Here is a 17,233-nt window from a genome sequence, read left to right on the forward strand (position 1 = left end):
GTCAATGGCCCCATTCGAGCCGGTCGGCCCAGTAGGCCGGCAGCGACCGGGTGGCCCGCACGGCGGCGGCCGCCGCCATGTGGTCGTAGGGCACGCGATGGAAGGTGATGGTGGCAGCGTCGCTGTCGTAGAGGGCGTACATTGCGCGCGGATCGTTGTCGCGCGGCTGGCCGCAGGAGCCCACGATCGCGAGCCACTGGCGATGCGGCGGCACGGGCACGGCAACCCCGGGCTCGGGCGCGAAGCGCATCAGCTTGGCGGTGGGCGTGAGGAAGTACAGCGCCTGTACATGCACATGGCCGCTGAATACGTAGCGGATGTTCGGATCCTGCTCGGCGGCCGCGCGCATGCTGCGTTCCGCAGCGCTGCTGTCCTCCACATAGTGCCACTTTCCGGGCGCGTCGGCGCTGGCATGTACCAGCAGCACGTCCTGCTCGAGTCGCGTGGTGAGCGGCAGGTTCTCAAGGAAGCTCAGGTGCAGGGGCTTGAGCTGCGCATGCGTCCAGGCCGACCCGAGATCCTGCACCAGCCGGGGGATCTCGGGCGGGGAAAGCGCTGCCTCGTCATGGTTGCCGCGCACGCACAGCGCGCCGCCCGATGCCAGCGCCATGACGCGGTCGAGCACCTCGGCGGGGTTGCCGCCATACCCGACGAGATCGCCTACGAAGGCGAACTGCTGAACGTCCAGGGAGCGAGCGTGTTCCAGGCAGGCATCGAGCGCCTGCAGGTTGGCGTGCAGATCGGCGAGGAGCGCGTATTTCATGGGTACGTCCGTTGTCTCCCGTACATCATGAGGGCTCCCGCTGATATCCGGCTTGCATTCCCAAGTGGTTTACTGGTGCATTCGCGGTGAGCTGGCCGGCGCATCCGCGGCAGGGTCTCTTGCAAGAGGGGGGTGGGCCCAGGTGATGACACCGACCGAAAGCACCAGCAGGTGATCAGCACCTGATCAGATCAGTACTTGTAGACGCCCTGGCCCGTCTTGCGGCCGAGGCGTCCCGCCGCCACCATTTCCTTGAGCAGCGGGCAGGGGCGGTACTTGCTGTCGCCGAACTCCTCCAGGTACACATCCATCACGGCCAGGCACACATCGAGGCCGATCATGTCGGCCAGCGCCAGCGGGCCGATCGGCTGGTTGCAGCCGAGCTTCATGCCGGCGTCGATGTCCTCGGGCGTTGCCAGGCCCTCGGCCAGCACGAAGAAGGCCTCATTGATCATGGGCACCAGGATGCGGTTGACCACGAAACCGGGGGCATTCTTCACGGTGATGGGGCTCTTGCCCAGGCGCTCGGAGAGCGCCTTCACGGTGTCGTGCGTGGCGTCCGACGTCTGCAGGCCGCGGATGATTTCCACCAGCGCCATCATCGGCACCGGGTTGAAGAAGTGCATGCCGATGAATTGGTCGGCACGGCTGGTCACGGCGGCCAGCTTGGTGATGGAGATCGACGAGGTGTTGGAGGCGAGGATCACCTCGGGCGCGACCAGCGCGTCGATCTGCTTGAGGATCTTCACCTTCAGGTCGAAGTTCTCGGTGGCGGCCTCGATCACGATCTGCGCGGCCTTCAGGTCGTCATAGCTGGTCGAGCCCTTGATGCGGGCGAGCGCCGCGGCCTTGTCGGCTTCCGATATCTTTTCCTTCTTGATCAGGCGATCGAGGCTGCCGCTCACGGTGGCGATGCCCTTCTGCACGGCAGCTTCGGAGATGTCCACCATCACCACATCGATGCCCGAAACGGCGCAAGCCTGCGCGATGCCGTTGCCCATGGTGCCGGCGCCGATGATGCCTACTGTAGAAATCGTCATATAAAGTCTGCCTTGTGGATGAGAAGAATAAGAAGCTAAATTCAGTGCCGCGATGGTTGCTGCAGCGCAACCATGGATGTTATCGGCAAATTTGGACGGATACCCATCAGCCATGGAGACAGGTGTCACATGTTCGACTACATCGTCATCGGAGGCGGCTCGGCAGGCTCGGTGCTCGCGGGGCGCCTGAGCGAGGATCCCCAGGTGCGCGTCTGTCTCATCGAGGCGGGGGGACGCGACGACAGCACGCTGATCCACTGCCCCGCGGGGTTGGGTGTCATGGCCAGGACGGGCACCCATAACTGGCGGCTCGGCACCACGCCGCAGGCGGGCCTGGGCGGCAGGCGGGGCTACCAGCCGCGCGGCAAGGTGCTGGGGGGATCGAGTTCGATCAACGCCATGATCTATGCGCGCGGGCATGCGAGCGACTACGACCATTGGGCCGGGCAGGGGAATGCCGGATGGGGGTGGAGCGACGTGCTGCCCTATTTCAAGCGGGCGGAGAACAACGAGCGAGGCGCGGATGCATGGCATGGCACGGGCGGCCCGCTCAACGTGACCGACCTGCGCAGTCCCAACCCTCTGGCGCACGCCTTTGTCGAGGCGGGCGTGCAGGCCGGCCATGCACGCAACCCGGATTTCAACGGCGAGCGCCTGGAGGGCGTGGGGCTGTACCAGGTCACGCACCGCAACGGCGAGCGCTTCAGCGCCGCCAAGGCCTATCTCACGCCCCACGTGCCCACGCGGCCCAACCTGCAGGTGGTCACCGGAGCCCAGGTCACGCGCATCCTCATGGAGGGTCGCCGTGCGGTGGGCGTGCAGTACTGGCAGGATGGGGCGGTGCATTCCGAGCGCGTGACGCGCGAGGTGCTGCTGTGCGGCGGTGCCTTCTTCTCGCCCCAGCTGCTGATGCTCTCGGGCATCGGCCAGGGGGCCATGCTGCAGAAGCTGGGCATCGACGTGGTGCACGACCTGCCCGGTGTGGGCGAGCACCTGCATGATCACCCGGACATCGTGACGGTGGTGGACACGCCATCGAATCGCCAGTCCTTCGGCATGTCCCTTGGGGGACCGCCAGCCTGATGCGTTCGGTGTTCGAGTGGAAATCGCGTCGCACCGGCATGCTTACCAGCAACTTCGCCGAAGCCGGCGGCTTCCTGCGCAGCAGCCCCCAGGAAGCGATCCCCGACCTGCAATTGCACTTCGTGGTCGGCAAGCTCATCGACCACGGGCGCAAGACGGTATGGGGGCACGGCTATTCATGCCATATGTGCCTGCTGCAGCCACGCAGCCGCGGACGTGTCACCCTGGGCAGCGCCGATGCACTTGCGCCGCCGCTGATCGATCCCGCGTTCCTCTCCGATCCCGAGGACATGCACAAGATGATCGGCGCGGTCAGGCTGATGCGGGCCATTCTCTCGCAGCCCGCGCTGCAGGCTTTCGGGGGGCAGGAGCTGGCGTACTCGGCGAACGCGCAAAGCGACGAGGAGATCGCCGCCTACGTCCGCGATTACGCCGACACGATCTACCACCCGGTCGGAAGCTGCCGGATGGGCTCCGGCCCGATGGACGTGGTCGATGCAAAGCTGAGGGTGCACGGCATCGACGGCCTGCGCGTGGTGGACGCATCCATCATGCCGCGTATCGTCAGCGGCAACACGAATGCGCCGGTGATCATGATTGCGGAGAAGGCCGTGGACCTGATTCGTCAGCGCGACATGTGATGGCGCTGACGGTGCTGGTGGCGCACCGGGCTCGCCAGGGGCATGGCGGCAACGGCACGCGCACCTGTCACTGAAACGCTACCTCCGCAAAGCTGCGCAGCTTGCGGCTGTGCAGGCGCTGCGTTCCGCCTTCGCGCAGGATGTCCACCGCACGCATGCCGATGCGCAGGTGCTGGTCCACGCGCTCGCGGTAGAAGTGGTTTGCCATGCCGGGCAGCTTGATCTCGCCATGCAGCGGCTTGTCGGAGACGCACAGCAGCGTTCCATAGGGCACGCGGAAGCGGAAGCCGTTGGCCGCGATGGTCGCGCTTTCCATGTCCAGTGCGACGGCGCGGCTCTGGCTGAAGCGGCGCTGGGGCATGTTGTCTGGCAGCAGCTCCCAGTTGCGGTTGTCGGTGCTCGCGACGGTGCCCGTGCGCATGATGCGCTTGAGCTGGTCTTCCGGAACCTGGGCCACGTCGGCGACGGCCTGCTGGAGCGCCATCTGGATCTCGGCCAGGGCCGGGATCGGTACCCACAGGGGCAGTTCCTCATCGAGCACGTGGTCCTCGCGCACGTAGGCGTGGGCCAGGACGTAGTCGCCCAACTGCTGGCTGTTGCGCAGTCCGGCGCAGTGGCCGAGCATCATCCATGCGTGCGGCCGCAGCACCGCGATGTGGTCGGTGATGGTCTTGGCGTTGGCCGGGCCCACGCCGATGTTGACCATGGTGATGCCGCTGCCGTCCGCGCGCACGAGGTGGTAGGCCGGCATCTGCGGCAGGCGCGGCGGCGCCACGCCGAGCTCGTCGCCGGGCTTCGATGCCAGGCCCTTGCGGCGCTTGACCACGTTGCCGGGTTCGATGAAGGCGATGTACTCGCTGTCTTCCCGGGCCATCTCGGCCTGGCCCAGGCGCACGAACTCGTCGATGTAGAACTGGTAGTTGGTGAACAGCACGAAGTTCTGGAACCACTCGGGCTGCGTGCCGGTGTAGTGGCGCAGGCGATGCAGCGAGTAGTCAACGCGCGGCGCCGTGAACAGGGACAGCGGCTGTGCATCGCCCGGCCTGGGTTCCCAGGTGCCGTTGGCAATGCCGTCGTCCATGGCGGACAGGTCCGGCAGGTCGAACACGTCGCGCATCAGCATGCGGCGCTCGGGCGTGAGCGAGCCTTCGATGTGGTCGTGCTCTGCGAACGAGAAATGGATCGGGATGGGCTGCGAGCTCAGTCCCACCTCCAGCTCCACGTCGTGGCTGGCGCGCAGCAGGCGGAACTGCTCGAGGTAGTAGTTGGCGAACAGGTCGGGACGTGTGAGCGTGGTCTCGTAGCGGCCCGGCCCTTCGACGAATCCGTAGGCGAACGGGGAGGGCTTGCGAGCCACTGTGGTTGTCTGCATTCGCACAAACGGATAGTAAGCACGAACATGCTCCACGGGTGTCTCCCCTGCAACGAAGCGCTGCATCGCATCGCGCAGGAGATTGATCTGCTGTTGATAAATGCGCTGCACCTGCGCCAGCGCGTCGGCCGGATCGGTGTGCTGCGTCGGTTCTGTGTACATGGGAATGGATGACATATGGATGGCTATTGTCCACGCCCGGATGACATTCGCATGCACCGGGACATTTCACGGGCGGCGTGGCGGAAATTCACCGCGCCGGCGAGCAACCGGCAATGCTGGTGATAATCCGGTGCATGCCCAACGCGCAAGAACCCAGCCCCGCCGCCCGCACGGCCGTCCCTGCCTGGATGACACCCGGTACCTTGCTCAAGGTCTCGGTGGGCGTTGCCATCCTGACCATTGTGCTCAAGACGCTGGCCTGGTGGGTGACGGGTTCCGTCGGCATGCTGTCCGATGCGCTCGAGTCCTTCGTGAATCTGGCGGGGGCGGTGTTTGCGCTGGCAATGGTGACGATCGCCAGGCGCCCTGCGGACGAGGACCATCCCTACGGCCACCACAAGGCGGAATTCTTCTCCTCGGGCTTCGAGGGCATCCTGATCATCGGTGCGAGCATCGCCATTCTCTGGGCCTCGGTCTCGCGGCTGCTGAATCCGCAGGAGCTTGAGCAGGTCGGCTGGGGTTCGGTGCTGCTGGTGCTCAGCAGTGCCTGCAATGGCGTGCTGGCCTGGTACATGCTGCGTGCGGCGCGCGTGCACCACTCCAAGGCCCTGGAAGGCGATGCGCGGCACCTGCTGACCGACGTCTGGACCTCGGCCGGCGTACTGGTCGGGCTGGCCGGCGCGGCATGGACGGGATGGCACTGGCTCGATCCGGTGGTGGCCATTCTCGTGGCGCTCAACATCCTGCGCGAAGGAGGTTCCATGCTATGGGAGTCTTCGCAAGGCCTGATGGATGAGGCGCTGCCGTCCGAGCAATTGCAGCGCGTGCAGGCCGTGCTCGACGAGCGCAGCGTGGCCAGCGAGGGTGCCGTGCGTTTTGACAGCCTGATCTCGCGCCGCGCTGGCGGCCGCAATTTCGTGGACGTGCACATGCATGTTCCTGCGGAGTGGACGCTGGGCCGGGCGGCGCAGCTGCGCACCGAGGTGGAGGCTGCCCTCATGCAGGCCGTGCCCCATCTGCGCGCGGCCATTGAAATCCTGCCACTCGGCCAGGCCACTGTCTTCGAGACCGTGGAGTCCCGCAACGCACAAGGGTTGGGGTCGGAGCAGGGACGGGAACCATCGGATTCAGAAGGAAAGTGAAGTGATCACGGTATTGCAACGCGTGCGCGAGGCACGTGTGGAGGTCGCTGGCGAGGTCGTCGGCCAGATCGGACAGGGACTGCTCGTGCTGCTGTGCGCGGAGCAGGGCGACAACGACAGGCTGGCGGACAAGCTGCTGGCCAAGATCCTCAAGCTGCGCATCTTCACCGATGACGCGGGCAAGATGAATCGCAGCGTGCAGGACGTGGGCGGAGGCCTGCTGGTGGTGAGCCAGTTCACGCTGGCTGCCGATACGCGGGGCGGCAATCGGCCGAGCTTCACGAATGCGGCGGCGCCGGACGAAGGGCGGCGCCTGTACGAGTACTTCGTGGCGCAGGCCCGTACGGCCCATCCCGTGGTGCAGACCGGCCGGTTTGCCGCCGACATGCAGGTGCACCTCATCAATGATGGGCCGGTGACGATTCCGATGACCATGCGCGACGCCTGATCATTTCCGAAACGAATTCTCGAAGATCCAAAAGCAATTGGACGTGAATGCTTGATGGGTTGACCATGCAGTGGATGCCGGACACACGGCGTTCACTCCAAGGAGACACAAGCCCATGAAGATGATGAAGCGTTCCGCTTTCCTGAGAATGTTCGCTGCGGCGGGCGCGGCGCTGCTGGCAGCGCCGCTGGCATGGGCGCAGGCGCCTTATCCGTCGGCCGGACCGATCACGCTGGTGGTGCCCTTCGCGGCCGGCAGCGGTACCGATGCGGTGGCGCGCGTGGTGGCGCTGAAGCTGGGCGAACGGCTGAAGCAGTCGGTCATCGTGGACAACCGCGCGGGCGCCAGCGCGCAGATCGGCGCCCAGTTCGTGGCGAAGGCCAAGCCCGATGGCTACACGCTGTTCATGACGACGAACACGTCGCATTCGGCGAATCCCTGGCTGATCAAGAGTCTCAAGTACGACCCCGTCAAGGACTTCACGCCGATCACGCGCGTGGGCGAACTGCCGTTTGCGCTGGTGGTCCATCCGGCGCTGCCGGTGAGCAGCGTGCAGGAGTTGATCGACTACGCGAAGGCGCATCCCGACAAGCTTTCCTACGGCACGCCCAACAGCACGTCGGAAGTGGCCTCTGAGACGATCAAGTACGTCACCCGGACGCAGATGACCAAGGTGCCGTACAAGTCGAGCCCGCAGGCGCTGACCGATCTGATGGGCAATCAGATCCAGATGTACGTGGCCGACCTGGGATCGAGCTGGAGCATGCTCAAGACCGACCGCGTGCGCACGCTCGGCGTGACAGCGGCGAAGGGGTCCCGCCTGTTGCCGAACGTGCCGCCGATCGCGAAGACGCTTCCCGGCTTCGACCTCACCTCGTGGAACGGCATCTTCGCGCCGGCCGGCACGCCCAGGGAGGTGGTGAACCGCATCAACGCCGAGCTGCAGGTGATCCTGGCGGACAAGGCCGTCCAGGAGCAACTGGCGGGAGTCGGGTTCGAGGTGTGGCCTACCCGCACGCCCGAGGAGTTCGCGGCCTATGTGAATGATCAGCTCGCCTACTGGGGCAAGCTGATCAAGCAGGCCGGCATCGAGAAGGAGTGACGCGGCATGTCCCGACCCCGATTTCTGGTCCGCGAGAGCGACATCGAGGGCTACAGCCCGGCCAATCACCACGGTACGGTGAACCGCAGGCTCATCAGCGCGGCGAATGTCGGCGCGAGGCACATGGAGGTCGTGCTGGGCACGCTCGACAAGGGCGGTGGTGCGTTGCCGCACGCGCATCCCGGCATGGAGCAGGCGTGCTATCTGCTCGAGGGCACGGCGGAGGTCGAGGTGGAGGGCGAGTGCTTCGGCATGGAGCCTGGAGACACCTGCTTCTTCCCGGAGGACAGCATGCATGTCTTCCGGGTGACGAGCGACACGCCGGTGCGCCTGCTGGTGATCTACAGCCCTCCGTATGCGGAGAACCCGGCGCGGGTGAGGCGGCAGCAGCCATAGAAGCCGCTGAGGCGAGCGTAGCCCGACGGATTGGTGGAGTGGAGCAATAAGAGCATGGACTTTCTCTGGAACGAGCAGCAGGAGCAGATACGCGACGCCATCGAGCGCGTGTGTGCTCCATTCGATGACGACTACTGGCTGAACAAGGACCGCGAAGGTGGCTTTCCGCATGATTTCCACCAGGCGCTGGCCGATGCGGGCTGGCTGGGCATCGCCATGCCGGAAGAGTTCGGAGGCGCGGGCCTGGGCATCAGCGAGGCCGCGCTGATGATGCACACCATCGCGGCCACGGGTGCGGGCCTGTCGGGCGCATCGGCGGTGCACATGAACATCTTCGGGCTGCACCCGGTGGTGGTGTTCGGCTCCGATGAGCAGAAGCGCCGCTGGCTGCCCCCGCTCATCGCGGGCCGGGACAAGGCCTGCTTCGGTGTGACCGAGCCCAACGCGGGGCTGAACACGCTCAGGCTCAGGACGCGCGCCGAGCGCCGTGGCGATCACTATGTCGTGCATGGACAGAAGGTGTGGATCTCCACCGCACAGGTGGCAAGCAAGATCCTGCTGCTCGCGCGCACCAAGCCTGTTGAAGAGTGCGCGGGAACGGAGGGGCTGAGCCTGTTCTATACCGACGTTGACCGCAGCACCATGGAGATCCGCGAGATCGACAAGCTCGGGCGCAAGTGCGTGGATTCGAACCAGGTGTTCATCGATGGCCTGCGCATTCCCGTGGAGGACCGCATCGGGGAGGAGCACAAGGGGTTTTCCTACATCCTGCACGGGCTCAATCCCGAGCGCATCCTGATCGCATCGGAGGCCGTGGGCCTGGGGCGTGCGGCGCTGGCAAAGGCCTCGCGCTATGCGAACGAGCGCGTCGTGTTCGACCGGCCCATCGGGAAGAACCAGGGCGTCCAGCACCCGCTGGCGCTGTCGTGGATGCAGCTGGAGTCGGCGCATCTGATGGTGCAGAAGGCCGCATTTCTCTACGACCGGCACCTGCCCTGCGCAGCGGAGGCCAACGCGGCCAAATACCTGGGGGCGGAGGCCTGCGGCAAGGCATGCGAGGCGGCGATCTTCACGCTCGGCGGCATGGGCTATGCGAAGGAATACCACGTCGAGCGCTACATGCGCGAATCGTGGATTCCACGGCTCGCGCCCGTCAGTCCGCAGATGATCCTGAACTTCATCGCGGAGAAGGTACTGGGGCTTCCCAAGTCGTACTGAGAGCATGCCTGGAGCACGCGGAGCACAGCCATCGTGAAGCACGTCCGGGAAAACGCCAGTTCGCAGCGCATGGGCAAAAACGCGGGATGGATGCAAGATATCGCGTTCATGAAAACCCATCTGCTGCGCTACTTCGTCGTGCTGGCCGAGGAGCGCCACTTCGGCCGCGCGGCGCAGCGGCTGTGCATCACCCAACCGCCGCTATCTACCGCGCTCAAGACGCTGGAGGAAGACCTGGGCGTGGTCCTGGTGGAGCGCGATGCCAAGCACGTCATGCTCACGCCTGCGGGCGATGCCTTCCTGCTGGAGGCACGCAAGGTGCTGGCGCAGATGCAGCGCGCCGCCGATGTGGTGCGCAGCGTGGCCCAGGGGGCAGAGGGCCGGCTTGACGTGGGCATCACCGGATCGATGGTCTATCGCAACGTGCCGCAGTACTGCAATGCGTTCCAGCTCAGGAGGCCGCAGGTGGAGCTGTGCATGCACGAGATGTCCACCGGCGAGCAGTTGCGGGCGCTGGCATCGGGCGACATCGACGTGGGTTTCCTCAACATCGGCTATCCACCGGACGAGCTGGAATTGCTGCCCCTCGAGTCGGAGACGCTGGTGGCCTGCCTGCCGCAAAGCCATGCGCTGGCGGGCGATGCCGACCTCGATCTCCAGCAACTGGCCCACGAGGACTTCGTGATGTTCGCGCGCGATGTGTCGCCGGCCAACTACGACAACGTGATCGCATGCATGCACCAGGCCGGCATCCATCCGCGCACCACGCACGCGGCGCGGCAGTGGCTCACGGTGGTGGCGCTGGTCTCCACGGGGTGCGGCGTGGCGCTGGTGCCTGCGTGCATGGAGCGCGCAGGAATCAATGGCGTGCGGTTCGTGCCGCTGCGCGGGGTGAGGATGCAGACGCCGGCCATCATGGCATGGCGCAGGAATGATGACCGGGCCCTGCTGTCGGCGCTCATCGAGACGGTCCGGGAATGCCTGACCCTGACGGACGGGCCGCGATCCGGCTCATAGGAACCCGGTGAAACCGGTTCGCGAGAAGGCGGTTTGGAGACTGCCGGGCGGGCTCAGCCCCGCAGGAAAAACAGAATGGACATCACCAGCCCCGTCGCCACGATGCCCCAGCGCAGCCAGGCCGCCGGCAGCTTGCGTGCGACCCGCGCGCCGATGTATCCCCCCAGCGTCGCGGCCACCATCATCACCAGCGCCTGCTGCCACTGCACGAGCCCGCCCACCGCATAGATGGCCACCGCGATCGCGGTGAGCAGGGCGGAGACCAGGTTCTTCATGCCGTTCATCGCGTTGAGCTGTGTCTGTCCGAGCAGGCCGAACAGCGCCAGCAGCAGGATGCCCAGGCCGCCATTGAAATACCCGCCATACACCGCCACCGCCAGCATGCCGAGCATGCCCTTGACGGCGGAGGCGGGCTGGCCGGGATGCGCTTCCTTGGCCGCCCAGGCGCGGATCTGCGGTCCGAAGGCGAACATGGCCGTGGCCACCAGCAGCAGCCAGGGAACGACCTTGCGGAACACGGCGTCGGGGGTGAACAGCAGCAGTGCGGCGCCGGCCATGCCACCGATCAGCGAGACGATCACCACCGTGCGCATCGACAGGCCTGGAGGCGGCTGCATGTCCTCGCGGAATCCCCAGGCACCCGCCACATAGCCCGGAAACAGGGCCACGGTCCCGGTGGCGTTGGCAACCACGGGCGGCACGCCGGTGAAGACCAGCGCCGGCAGGGTCAGAAAGCTGCCGCCGCCGGCCACCGAGTTGAGTGCGCCGGCCACGAAGGCGGCGAAGAGCAGCAGGCCCCAGTGGCTGAAGAAATCCATGCGTTGTCGTCTCTCGTTGTGATGGTGATCAGGCCCGCGCCCTCGATGGGCACAGCGGGGCGCGATGATGCATGGATGTTAGGCGCAGATCGGGTCTGCGTTATGCAACCTGGGCGCACTACTGCTTAACACTGCCGCTGCGGCGCCTCAGCCCGCAGCGTAGGGATCCTCGAAGCCCAGCTCCTGCATGATGTCGGTTTCGTAGGCCTCCATCTCATCGGCATCCTCGGCGCTGGTCTCGTGGTCCCAGCCCTGGGCGTGCAGCGTGCCATGCACCAGCAGGTGCGCGTAGTGCTCTTCCAGGGACTTGTTCTGCTCCTTCGCCTCGCGTTCCACGACGGGGGCGCAGAGCACGAGGTCGGCCAGCACCGTGGGTTCCTGCTGGTAGTCGAAGGTCAGCACATTGGTCGCGTAGTCCTTGTGGCGGAACTCGCGGTTGAGCCGTTGCCCCTCCTCGCTGCCGACGATGCGCACGGTGATCTCCGCGTCGACGGCCAGCGCATGGCGGATCCAGCGCGTGACCTTGCTGCGCGAGAGCACGGCGCGGTGGTCCGCCGCGCCGTCGAATCTGGCGAACTGCAGGGAGAGGGTGAGTTGATTCAGTGACATGGTATGCGGTTCTCTGCAATGCCTCTTCAGCCGCGCGCGCCGGGCTTGCGCTGTGCGTCATACGCATCGACGATGCGCGCGACCAGTGGATGGCGTACCACGTCGGCGCTGGTAAAGCGCGTGACCGCAATGCCCTTGACGCGCTTGAGCACGCGCTCCGCATCGATCAGGCCGCTCATCGCGCCCTTGGGCAGGTCGATCTGGCTCACGTCCCCGGTGACCACCGCCCTGGCGCCGAAGCCGATGCGGGTGAGGAACATCTTCATCTGTTCGGGCGTGGTGTTCTGCGCCTCGTCGAGGATGATGAAGGCATTGTTCAGCGTGCGCCCGCGCATGAAGGCCAGCGGTGCGATCTCGAGCTGGTTGCGCTCGAAGGCCTTCTGGACCTTGTCGAAACCCATCAGGTCGTAGAGCGCGTCGTACAGCGGGCGCAGGTAGGGATCGACCTTCTGCGTGAGATCGCCGGGCAGGAACCCCAGGCGCTCGCCCGCCTCGACGGCAGGCCGCGTGAGAACGATGCGCTGCACGTGGCTGCGCTCCAGCGCGTCGACCGCACAGGCAACGGCCAGGTAGGTCTTGCCGGTGCCCGCCGGCCCAATGCCGAAGGTGATGTCGTGGCTGGCGATGTTCTCCAGGTAGGTGGACTGCGTGGGCGTGCGTGCGCGCAGGTCGGCGCGGCGGGTGGTCAGCGAAATGCCGCCGTCCACGTTGCCCTCGTCCAGCATGGAGTTGTCGCTGGCCAGCATGAGCTGGAGCTGCTCTTCCTTGATCGGTCGATCCGCGAGTTCGTAGAGCGCCTGCAGCAGCTCCATGGCCTCGGTCGCCTTGGCCTTGGGGCCGTCGACCTTGAACTGCTCGTGGCGATGCGCGATCTTGACCTTGAGGGAATCCTCGATCGTGCGCAGGTGCGCGTCTGCGGGGCCGCACAGATGGGTCAGGCGGAGGTTGTTGTGTGGGGTGAAGGTGTGGCGCAGGATCACGCGGATAATTTGGTTATTGTTCGGTTATTGCGCCGCATTTCGCGGCAAAGGATTCCAATGATAGGCAAATTGACCGGCACCCTGCTGGAAAAGAACCCTCCCGAGGTATTGGTGGACTGCCATGGCGTGGGCTACGAGGTGCAGGTGCCCATGAGCACGTTCTACAACCTGCCCGCCATCGGCGAGCGGGTGGCGCTGCTCACGCAGTTCATCGTGCGCGAGGATGCGCAGTTGCTCTATGGCTTCGGATCGCACGAGGAACGCCAGACATTCCGCGAGCTGATCAAGATTTCGGGCGTGGGGCCGCGCACCGCGCTGTCGATTCTCTCGGGCATGGGCGTGGGGGACCTGGCGCAGGCGGTCTCGCTGCAGGAGGCCGGGCGCCTGGTGAAGGTTCCCGGCATCGGCAAGAAGACGGCGGAGCGCCTGCTGCTGGAGCTCAAGGGCAAGCTGGGCGCGGACACCGGCATCAAGGCGCAGGCAGTCAATGACGATCAGGCCGACATCCTGCAGGCACTGCTGGCGCTGGGCTACAACGACAAGGAGGCGGCGCTTGCGCTCAAGGCACTGCCGGCCGACATCGGGGTGAGCGAAGGCATCAAGATGGCCCTGAAATCGCTGGCCAAATGATCGCTGCCGGCACGGCGCGCAGCCTGCGATCCGCTGCCCGAGGTCGCGCGAGTTTGTTAACGATGGTGGACGTTCACCCCGTACTCCTGCGTAACGGGTCGGGCATCGTCTGCGGAGCATCAAAGAAGTATTGAATAATCAAGCCGTCATATAGGAGTAAGTGATGGCAAAGCAGACACATTGGTGGGTAGCAGGCGGACTGGTCCTGGCGATAGCCGGATGCGGCGGTGGTGGAGGCGGTGACGACAACACGGATCCCGGCACGACTCCGTCGCAGCCGAATCTGGCCGAGCGCATCGAGCCCTATGACACCCAGACCAAGTCGGTCTCCGCCGACTTGAAGTCGCAGGCCGGGCCGTCCGTGCAGGGCCTGGCCGGGGCGCCGTTCATCCGCAAGGTGGCTCTCTCGGCGCCTGCCGACAATCTGCTGCAGAAGACCGAGGCCGCAGCAGCGGCCGATGCCACCCGACCCGGCACACCGATCCAGATGGCGGTGAGTCGGGATGTGGCGGCCGCCGCCACGGTGCCGCTCACGCAAGCCCTGTTGAACTGGCAGCCCACCTCCGGCGGCAGCCGGCTGGCTGCGATCGCATTCGAGTCGCCCACGGCGCAGGGCGTGCGCCTGGGTGTGCGGGTCACGCGACTGCCCGCAGGCGCGACGCTGCGCTTCTATGGCGCGGCAGGCGGCCCTGCCACCGAGATGACCGCCGCCGAGCTTGCAGCGCAGGCGCAGCGCATCCGGGACAGCGGGGCGGATGAGCAGACAGCCACCACTTACTGGAGCCCCGATTTCGGCGGCGCGCAGACCGTGATGGAGATCGAGGTACCGGCGGGCGCCAACGTGGCCGATGTGCAGGTCGCCGTGCCGCGTGTCTCCCACTTCACGCACAGCGCCGAACAGATGGAGAAACTGATCGAAGAGAAGGCAGGTTCTGCAAGCTGCAACATCGATGCGATGTGCCAGCCGGACTACCTGGCCCAGGCGCGCTCCGTGGCGCGCATGCGGTACACCGCGGAAGACGGCCGGGGCTACTACTGCACGGGCACGCTGCTCAACGACGCCAAGTCCAGCGGCACGCCTTACTTCCTGAGCGCCAATCATTGCATCAACACACAGGCAAAGGCTGCCACGTTGATGACCGACTGGTTCTATCGCGCGTCCGCCTGCAACGCGGGCACCGTGGGCACGGGCGTAAGACAGCTGACCAAGGGTGCGACCCTGCTGTACGCCACGGTCAGCACGGATACCTCGTTCCTGCGGCTCAACGAGGCGCCACCGGCCGGCGTGCTCTATGCGGGATCGTTCTATGGCGGCACCGTGCCTGCAGGCTCCGGCGTTGTCGGACTGCACCATCCGCAGGGCGATCTCGAAAAGATCAGCTTCGGCAAGGTGAACGGGCTCGGTGTCTGCGCTGACGACAGCTGCAGCAATGTGAACGACGCCAGCGGCACCTTCTACGAGGTGAAGTGGAGCCAGGGCACGACCGAGGGTGGAAGCAGCGGCTCGGCCGCGTTCTTCGGCATCGGCAACCAGCGCTACGTGATGGGGCAGCTGTATGGCGGCCGCGCATCCTGCAGCAACCCGACCGGCAGCGACTACTACGGCCGCTTTGATCTGTCCTATCGCGCCAGCATCAAGCAGTGGCTCAATCCCTGAGCGCACGAATCGGCCGAATGACCTGACGTGATGACGTCGCGCTCCCCGTTGCCCATGCATTGATGGGTCGGATCGTCGATGGCCGTAGCCCCCGGGCTTGCTGGCTATCGACGATATAGAATCATTTGTTGCATTTATTACAGCGGAGGAGTCCCCATGCGTAGCGCGTCAAAGAGCGCCTTGTCTAAGGCCGGCAGGGCGGCCATGGTATCGGGGCTGTGTGCCCTGTTCATGGGGGTCGCGATGGCCCAGGTGGCGTTCCCTTCATGGGGGCCGGGTTCGCAGGACGGTGTCGAGGCCTATGTGCAGCCCGCCGATACGCCCGATGAGTTCGTCCCGCTGACGAAGAAGGCGCTTGCGGTGCAGGTTGCGCCCGCACGGGTGGACCTCGGCGAATGGGTGCCGGACAAGGCGGGATCCACCCCGCCACGCGAAGGCATGCTGCAGGTCGGCGCCAAGCGTGCCAGCACGGCGACGGCCGACGTCGGAGCACTTGGCAGGCAGTTGCAATGGCAGACATTGTCCCAGGGTGGCCAGGTGGCCGCCGTGAGCTTCGTGACGCGTGGCGCCTTCGGCGTGCGCCTGGGCGTGCAGATCGACAAGCTGCCCGGCAGCGCCCTGCTGCGCGTGTATGCGCAGGGGCAGCGCGAGGGAGCATTCCAGATCGCAGGCCAGCGCGTGCTGCAGACGCTGGAGCTCAACCAGCGGGCGGGCGACAACTCCCCTGCAGGCCGTACCTGGTGGACGCCTGGAGTGGATGGCGAAGAGATCACGCTCGAAATCGAGCTGCCGCCGGGTATCCCTGCCAGCACCGTGCAGATGTCGATCCCATCGGTACTGCATTTCTACGAAAACCTGTCGTTGCCGATCGATGACGGCAGCACGCAGCCGCAGGCATCGGAAGCCAAGATCGGCGAGTCCGCCTATTGCGAGCTCGATGCCACCTGCTACGACCAATATGACGCGCAGCGCAATGCCGTGGCGCGCATGATCTATGTGACGGCTGAAGGCGGTTACCTGTGTACCGGTACGCTGGTCAACGACAAGGCGAGCAGCGCCACGCCGTACTTTCTGACGGCCAACCATTGCATCGCCGACCAGACCGTGGCCTCGACGCTGCAGACCTACTGGTTCTACCGCTCGCCCAGTTGCAATGCGAAGGTGCTCTCTTCGGCCACGCGCACGCTCAAGAATGGCGCCACCTTCCTGTATGGCGCGGAGACTCCCGACACCACGCTGCTGCGGCTCAACGATGCGCCTCCCGCAGGCGCGGTATTCGCGGGCTGGGACTCTGCAAGCCGCACACGCAACGAACCGGTGGTCGGTATCCACCACCCGCGCGGCGATCTGCTGAAAGTGAGCCTTGGACTCCTGGATGGCGCAGCGAACTGCACGTCCAACGGACTCGGCGGCGTGCGCTGCGTGAGCGATAGCGCGACGTCGATGAACGGCACCTACTACCGCGTGCGCTGGCTCCAGGGCACGACCGAAGGCGGAAGCAGCGGCTCCGGCATGTTCGTGGGCGGCAAGCTCACGGGCACGCTCACGGCAGGCAACGCCGTCTGCACGACCGGCCAGTCCTACACCTTCTATGCGCGGTTCGACGCTGTCTATCCGGCCATCCGGCAGTGGCTCTGGGCCGAACCCACGACGCCCACGCCCGGCACCGGCCAACGCTCCGCCGTCTACCGTTTCTACAACGTGAAGACCGGCGCGCACTTCTACACGATCAGTGCGCCCGAGCGCGACTTCGTGATCAGCGCGTATCCGGACTTCCAGTACGAGAACGCCGTGTTCTATGCCTACCCGCAACCGACGGCGGGCATGAGTGCCGTCTACCGTTTCTACAACGCCACGACCGGCGCGCACTTCTACACAATCAGCCAGCCCGAGCGCGACTATGTGATCTCGGATTTCAAGGACTTCAAGTACGAGGCACCGGCCTGGTATGCGCAGACCGGCCCGGGCAATACGGCCACGCCGATCTACCGCTTCTACAACGTCAAGACCGGAGCGCATTTCTATTCGGCCAGCGCTGCGGAGCGCGACTTCGTGATCGCCGAGTTCAAGGACTTCCATTACGAAGCGATCGCGTACTACATCTGGACCACACCGTGAACCATGCCGGGGCCGGGCCATGCCGGCCTGCCCCGCG

The 17,233-nt window shown here is 65.6% G+C and carries 15 protein-coding genes and 1 pseudogene; 10 read left to right on the forward strand and 6 right to left on the reverse strand.

The features are described from left to right. Position 1: 1 nt before the first annotated feature. Together H9K76_RS02345 and H9K76_RS02350 are read right to left on the reverse strand one after the other, a co-directional pair. A complete protein-coding gene (locus H9K76_RS02345; RefSeq protein WP_187597995.1) occupies positions 2 to 763 on the reverse strand; it encodes a metallophosphoesterase family protein in 762 nt (253 codons plus the stop codon). A gap of 191 nt (positions 764 to 954) precedes the next feature. Further along, positions 955 to 1,803, reverse strand: a complete 849-nt coding sequence (locus H9K76_RS02350) for a 3-hydroxybutyryl-CoA dehydrogenase (RefSeq protein WP_187597996.1) — start codon at positions 1,801 to 1,803, stop codon at positions 955 to 957. A 129-nt stretch (positions 1,804 to 1,932) separates the two neighbouring features. Here H9K76_RS02350 and H9K76_RS02355 point away from each other — a divergent pair. Continuing rightward, positions 1,933 to 3,527, forward strand: a pseudogene (locus H9K76_RS02355) (GMC family oxidoreductase). 67 nt (positions 3,528 to 3,594) lie between these two features. On the opposite strand, the gene H9K76_RS02360 reads toward H9K76_RS02355, so the two are convergent. Then, positions 3,595 to 5,061 carry an AMP nucleosidase gene (locus tag H9K76_RS02360; RefSeq protein WP_425489661.1) on the reverse strand — a complete coding sequence of 489 codons (1,467 nt, stop codon included), beginning with the start codon at positions 5,059 to 5,061 and terminating at the stop codon, positions 3,595 to 3,597. A 134-nt stretch (positions 5,062 to 5,195) separates the two neighbouring features. Here H9K76_RS02360 and H9K76_RS02365 point away from each other — a divergent pair, with 134 nt between their 5' ends. The 6 genes from H9K76_RS02365 to H9K76_RS02390 all read left to right on the forward strand — a co-directional run bounded on the left by H9K76_RS02365 (position 5,196) and on the right by H9K76_RS02390 (position 10,384). Beyond that, on the forward strand, positions 5,196 to 6,203 hold the full coding sequence (locus H9K76_RS02365; protein ID WP_187597998.1) for a cation diffusion facilitator family transporter: 1,008 nt from the start codon (positions 5,196 to 5,198) through the stop codon (positions 6,201 to 6,203). Between the two features lies 1 nt (position 6,204). After that, positions 6,205 to 6,651, forward strand: coding sequence for a D-aminoacyl-tRNA deacylase (gene dtd / locus H9K76_RS02370; protein WP_187597999.1), 447 nt, complete (start codon positions 6,205 to 6,207; stop codon positions 6,649 to 6,651). A gap of 115 nt (positions 6,652 to 6,766) precedes the next feature. Continuing rightward, entirely contained in the window at positions 6,767 to 7,753 is a 987-nt protein-coding gene (locus H9K76_RS02375) for a Bug family tripartite tricarboxylate transporter substrate binding protein (RefSeq protein ID WP_425489662.1), read from the forward strand. Positions 7,754 to 7,759: 6 nt separating this feature from the next. Beyond that, positions 7,760 to 8,149: a cupin domain-containing protein gene (locus H9K76_RS02380; RefSeq protein ID WP_187598000.1), complete on the forward strand. Its 390-nt coding sequence runs from the start codon at positions 7,760 to 7,762 to the stop codon at positions 8,147 to 8,149. Positions 8,150 to 8,203: 54 nt separating this feature from the next. Further along, positions 8,204 to 9,367 carry an acyl-CoA dehydrogenase family protein gene (locus H9K76_RS02385; RefSeq protein WP_187598001.1) on the forward strand — a complete coding sequence of 388 codons (1,164 nt, stop codon included), beginning with the start codon at positions 8,204 to 8,206 and terminating at the stop codon, positions 9,365 to 9,367. Positions 9,368 to 9,475: 108 nt separating this feature from the next. Then, positions 9,476 to 10,384 carry a LysR family transcriptional regulator gene (locus H9K76_RS02390; RefSeq protein WP_187598002.1) on the forward strand — a complete coding sequence of 303 codons (909 nt, stop codon included), beginning with the start codon at positions 9,476 to 9,478 and terminating at the stop codon, positions 10,382 to 10,384. A 53-nt stretch (positions 10,385 to 10,437) separates the two neighbouring features. Here the strand turns inward: H9K76_RS02390 and H9K76_RS02395 are convergent, their stop codons facing one another. From H9K76_RS02395 to H9K76_RS02405, 3 genes are all read right to left on the reverse strand, one after another. Beyond that, positions 10,438 to 11,202, reverse strand: coding sequence for a sulfite exporter TauE/SafE family protein (locus tag H9K76_RS02395; RefSeq protein WP_187598003.1), 765 nt, complete (start codon positions 11,200 to 11,202; stop codon positions 10,438 to 10,440). 147 nt (positions 11,203 to 11,349) lie between these two features. Continuing rightward, positions 11,350 to 11,811, reverse strand: coding sequence for an rRNA maturation RNase YbeY (gene ybeY, locus H9K76_RS02400; protein ID WP_187598004.1), 462 nt, complete (start codon positions 11,809 to 11,811; stop codon positions 11,350 to 11,352). Positions 11,812 to 11,837: 26 nt separating this feature from the next. After that, positions 11,838 to 12,791 (reverse strand): PhoH family protein, encoded by a 954-nt coding sequence (locus H9K76_RS02405; RefSeq protein WP_187598005.1) that lies wholly within the window; start codon positions 12,789 to 12,791, stop codon positions 11,838 to 11,840. A 57-nt stretch (positions 12,792 to 12,848) separates the two neighbouring features. On the opposite strand from H9K76_RS02405, the gene ruvA reads away from it, so the two are divergent. The 3 genes from ruvA to H9K76_RS02420 all read left to right on the forward strand — a co-directional run bounded on the left by ruvA (position 12,849) and on the right by H9K76_RS02420 (position 17,196). Next, entirely contained in the window at positions 12,849 to 13,421 is a 573-nt protein-coding gene (ruvA, locus tag H9K76_RS02410) for a Holliday junction branch migration protein RuvA (RefSeq protein ID WP_187598006.1), read from the forward strand. Positions 13,422 to 13,584: 163 nt separating this feature from the next. Then, on the forward strand, positions 13,585 to 15,078 hold the full coding sequence (locus H9K76_RS02415) for a trypsin-like serine peptidase (protein WP_187598007.1): 1,494 nt from the start codon (positions 13,585 to 13,587) through the stop codon (positions 15,076 to 15,078). A 204-nt stretch (positions 15,079 to 15,282) separates the two neighbouring features. Next, positions 15,283 to 17,196, forward strand: coding sequence for a trypsin-like serine protease (locus tag H9K76_RS02420; RefSeq protein WP_187598008.1), 1,914 nt, complete (start codon positions 15,283 to 15,285; stop codon positions 17,194 to 17,196). Positions 17,197 to 17,233 lie beyond the last annotated feature (37 nt).

Origin of the sequence: Diaphorobacter ruginosibacter (genome assembly GCF_014395975.1) — a bacterium.
Classification (GTDB): Bacteria; Pseudomonadota; Gammaproteobacteria; order Burkholderiales; family Burkholderiaceae_C; genus Diaphorobacter_A; species Diaphorobacter_A ruginosibacter.

Bases quoted from the DNA above. Each gene is read 5' to 3' on its own strand.
- H9K76_RS02345 (WP_187597995.1), bottom strand. From the start codon at position 763: ATGAAATACGCGCTCCTCGCCGATCTGCACGCCAACCTGCAGGCGCTC.
- H9K76_RS02350 (WP_187597996.1), bottom strand. From the start codon at position 1,803: ATGACGATTTCTACAGTAGGCATCATCGGCGCCGGCACCATGGGCAAC.
- H9K76_RS02360 (WP_425489661.1), bottom strand. From the start codon at position 5,061: ATGTACACAGAACCGACGCAGCACACCGATCCGGCCGACGCGCTGGCG.
- H9K76_RS02365 (WP_187597998.1), top strand. From the start codon at position 5,196: ATGCCCAACGCGCAAGAACCCAGCCCCGCCGCCCGCACGGCCGTCCCT.
- H9K76_RS02375 (WP_425489662.1), top strand. From the start codon at position 6,767: ATGAAGATGATGAAGCGTTCCGCTTTCCTGAGAATGTTCGCTGCGGCG.
- H9K76_RS02380 (WP_187598000.1), top strand. From the start codon at position 7,760: ATGTCCCGACCCCGATTTCTGGTCCGCGAGAGCGACATCGAGGGCTAC.
- H9K76_RS02385 (WP_187598001.1), top strand. From the start codon at position 8,204: ATGGACTTTCTCTGGAACGAGCAGCAGGAGCAGATACGCGACGCCATC.
- H9K76_RS02390 (WP_187598002.1), top strand. From the start codon at position 9,476: ATGAAAACCCATCTGCTGCGCTACTTCGTCGTGCTGGCCGAGGAGCGC.
- H9K76_RS02395 (WP_187598003.1), bottom strand. From the start codon at position 11,202: ATGGATTTCTTCAGCCACTGGGGCCTGCTGCTCTTCGCCGCCTTCGTG.
- ybeY (WP_187598004.1), bottom strand. From the start codon at position 11,811: ATGTCACTGAATCAACTCACCCTCTCCCTGCAGTTCGCCAGATTCGAC.
- ruvA (WP_187598006.1), top strand. From the start codon at position 12,849: ATGATAGGCAAATTGACCGGCACCCTGCTGGAAAAGAACCCTCCCGAG.
- H9K76_RS02415 (WP_187598007.1), top strand. From the start codon at position 13,585: ATGGCAAAGCAGACACATTGGTGGGTAGCAGGCGGACTGGTCCTGGCG.
- H9K76_RS02420 (WP_187598008.1), top strand. From the start codon at position 15,283: ATGGTATCGGGGCTGTGTGCCCTGTTCATGGGGGTCGCGATGGCCCAG.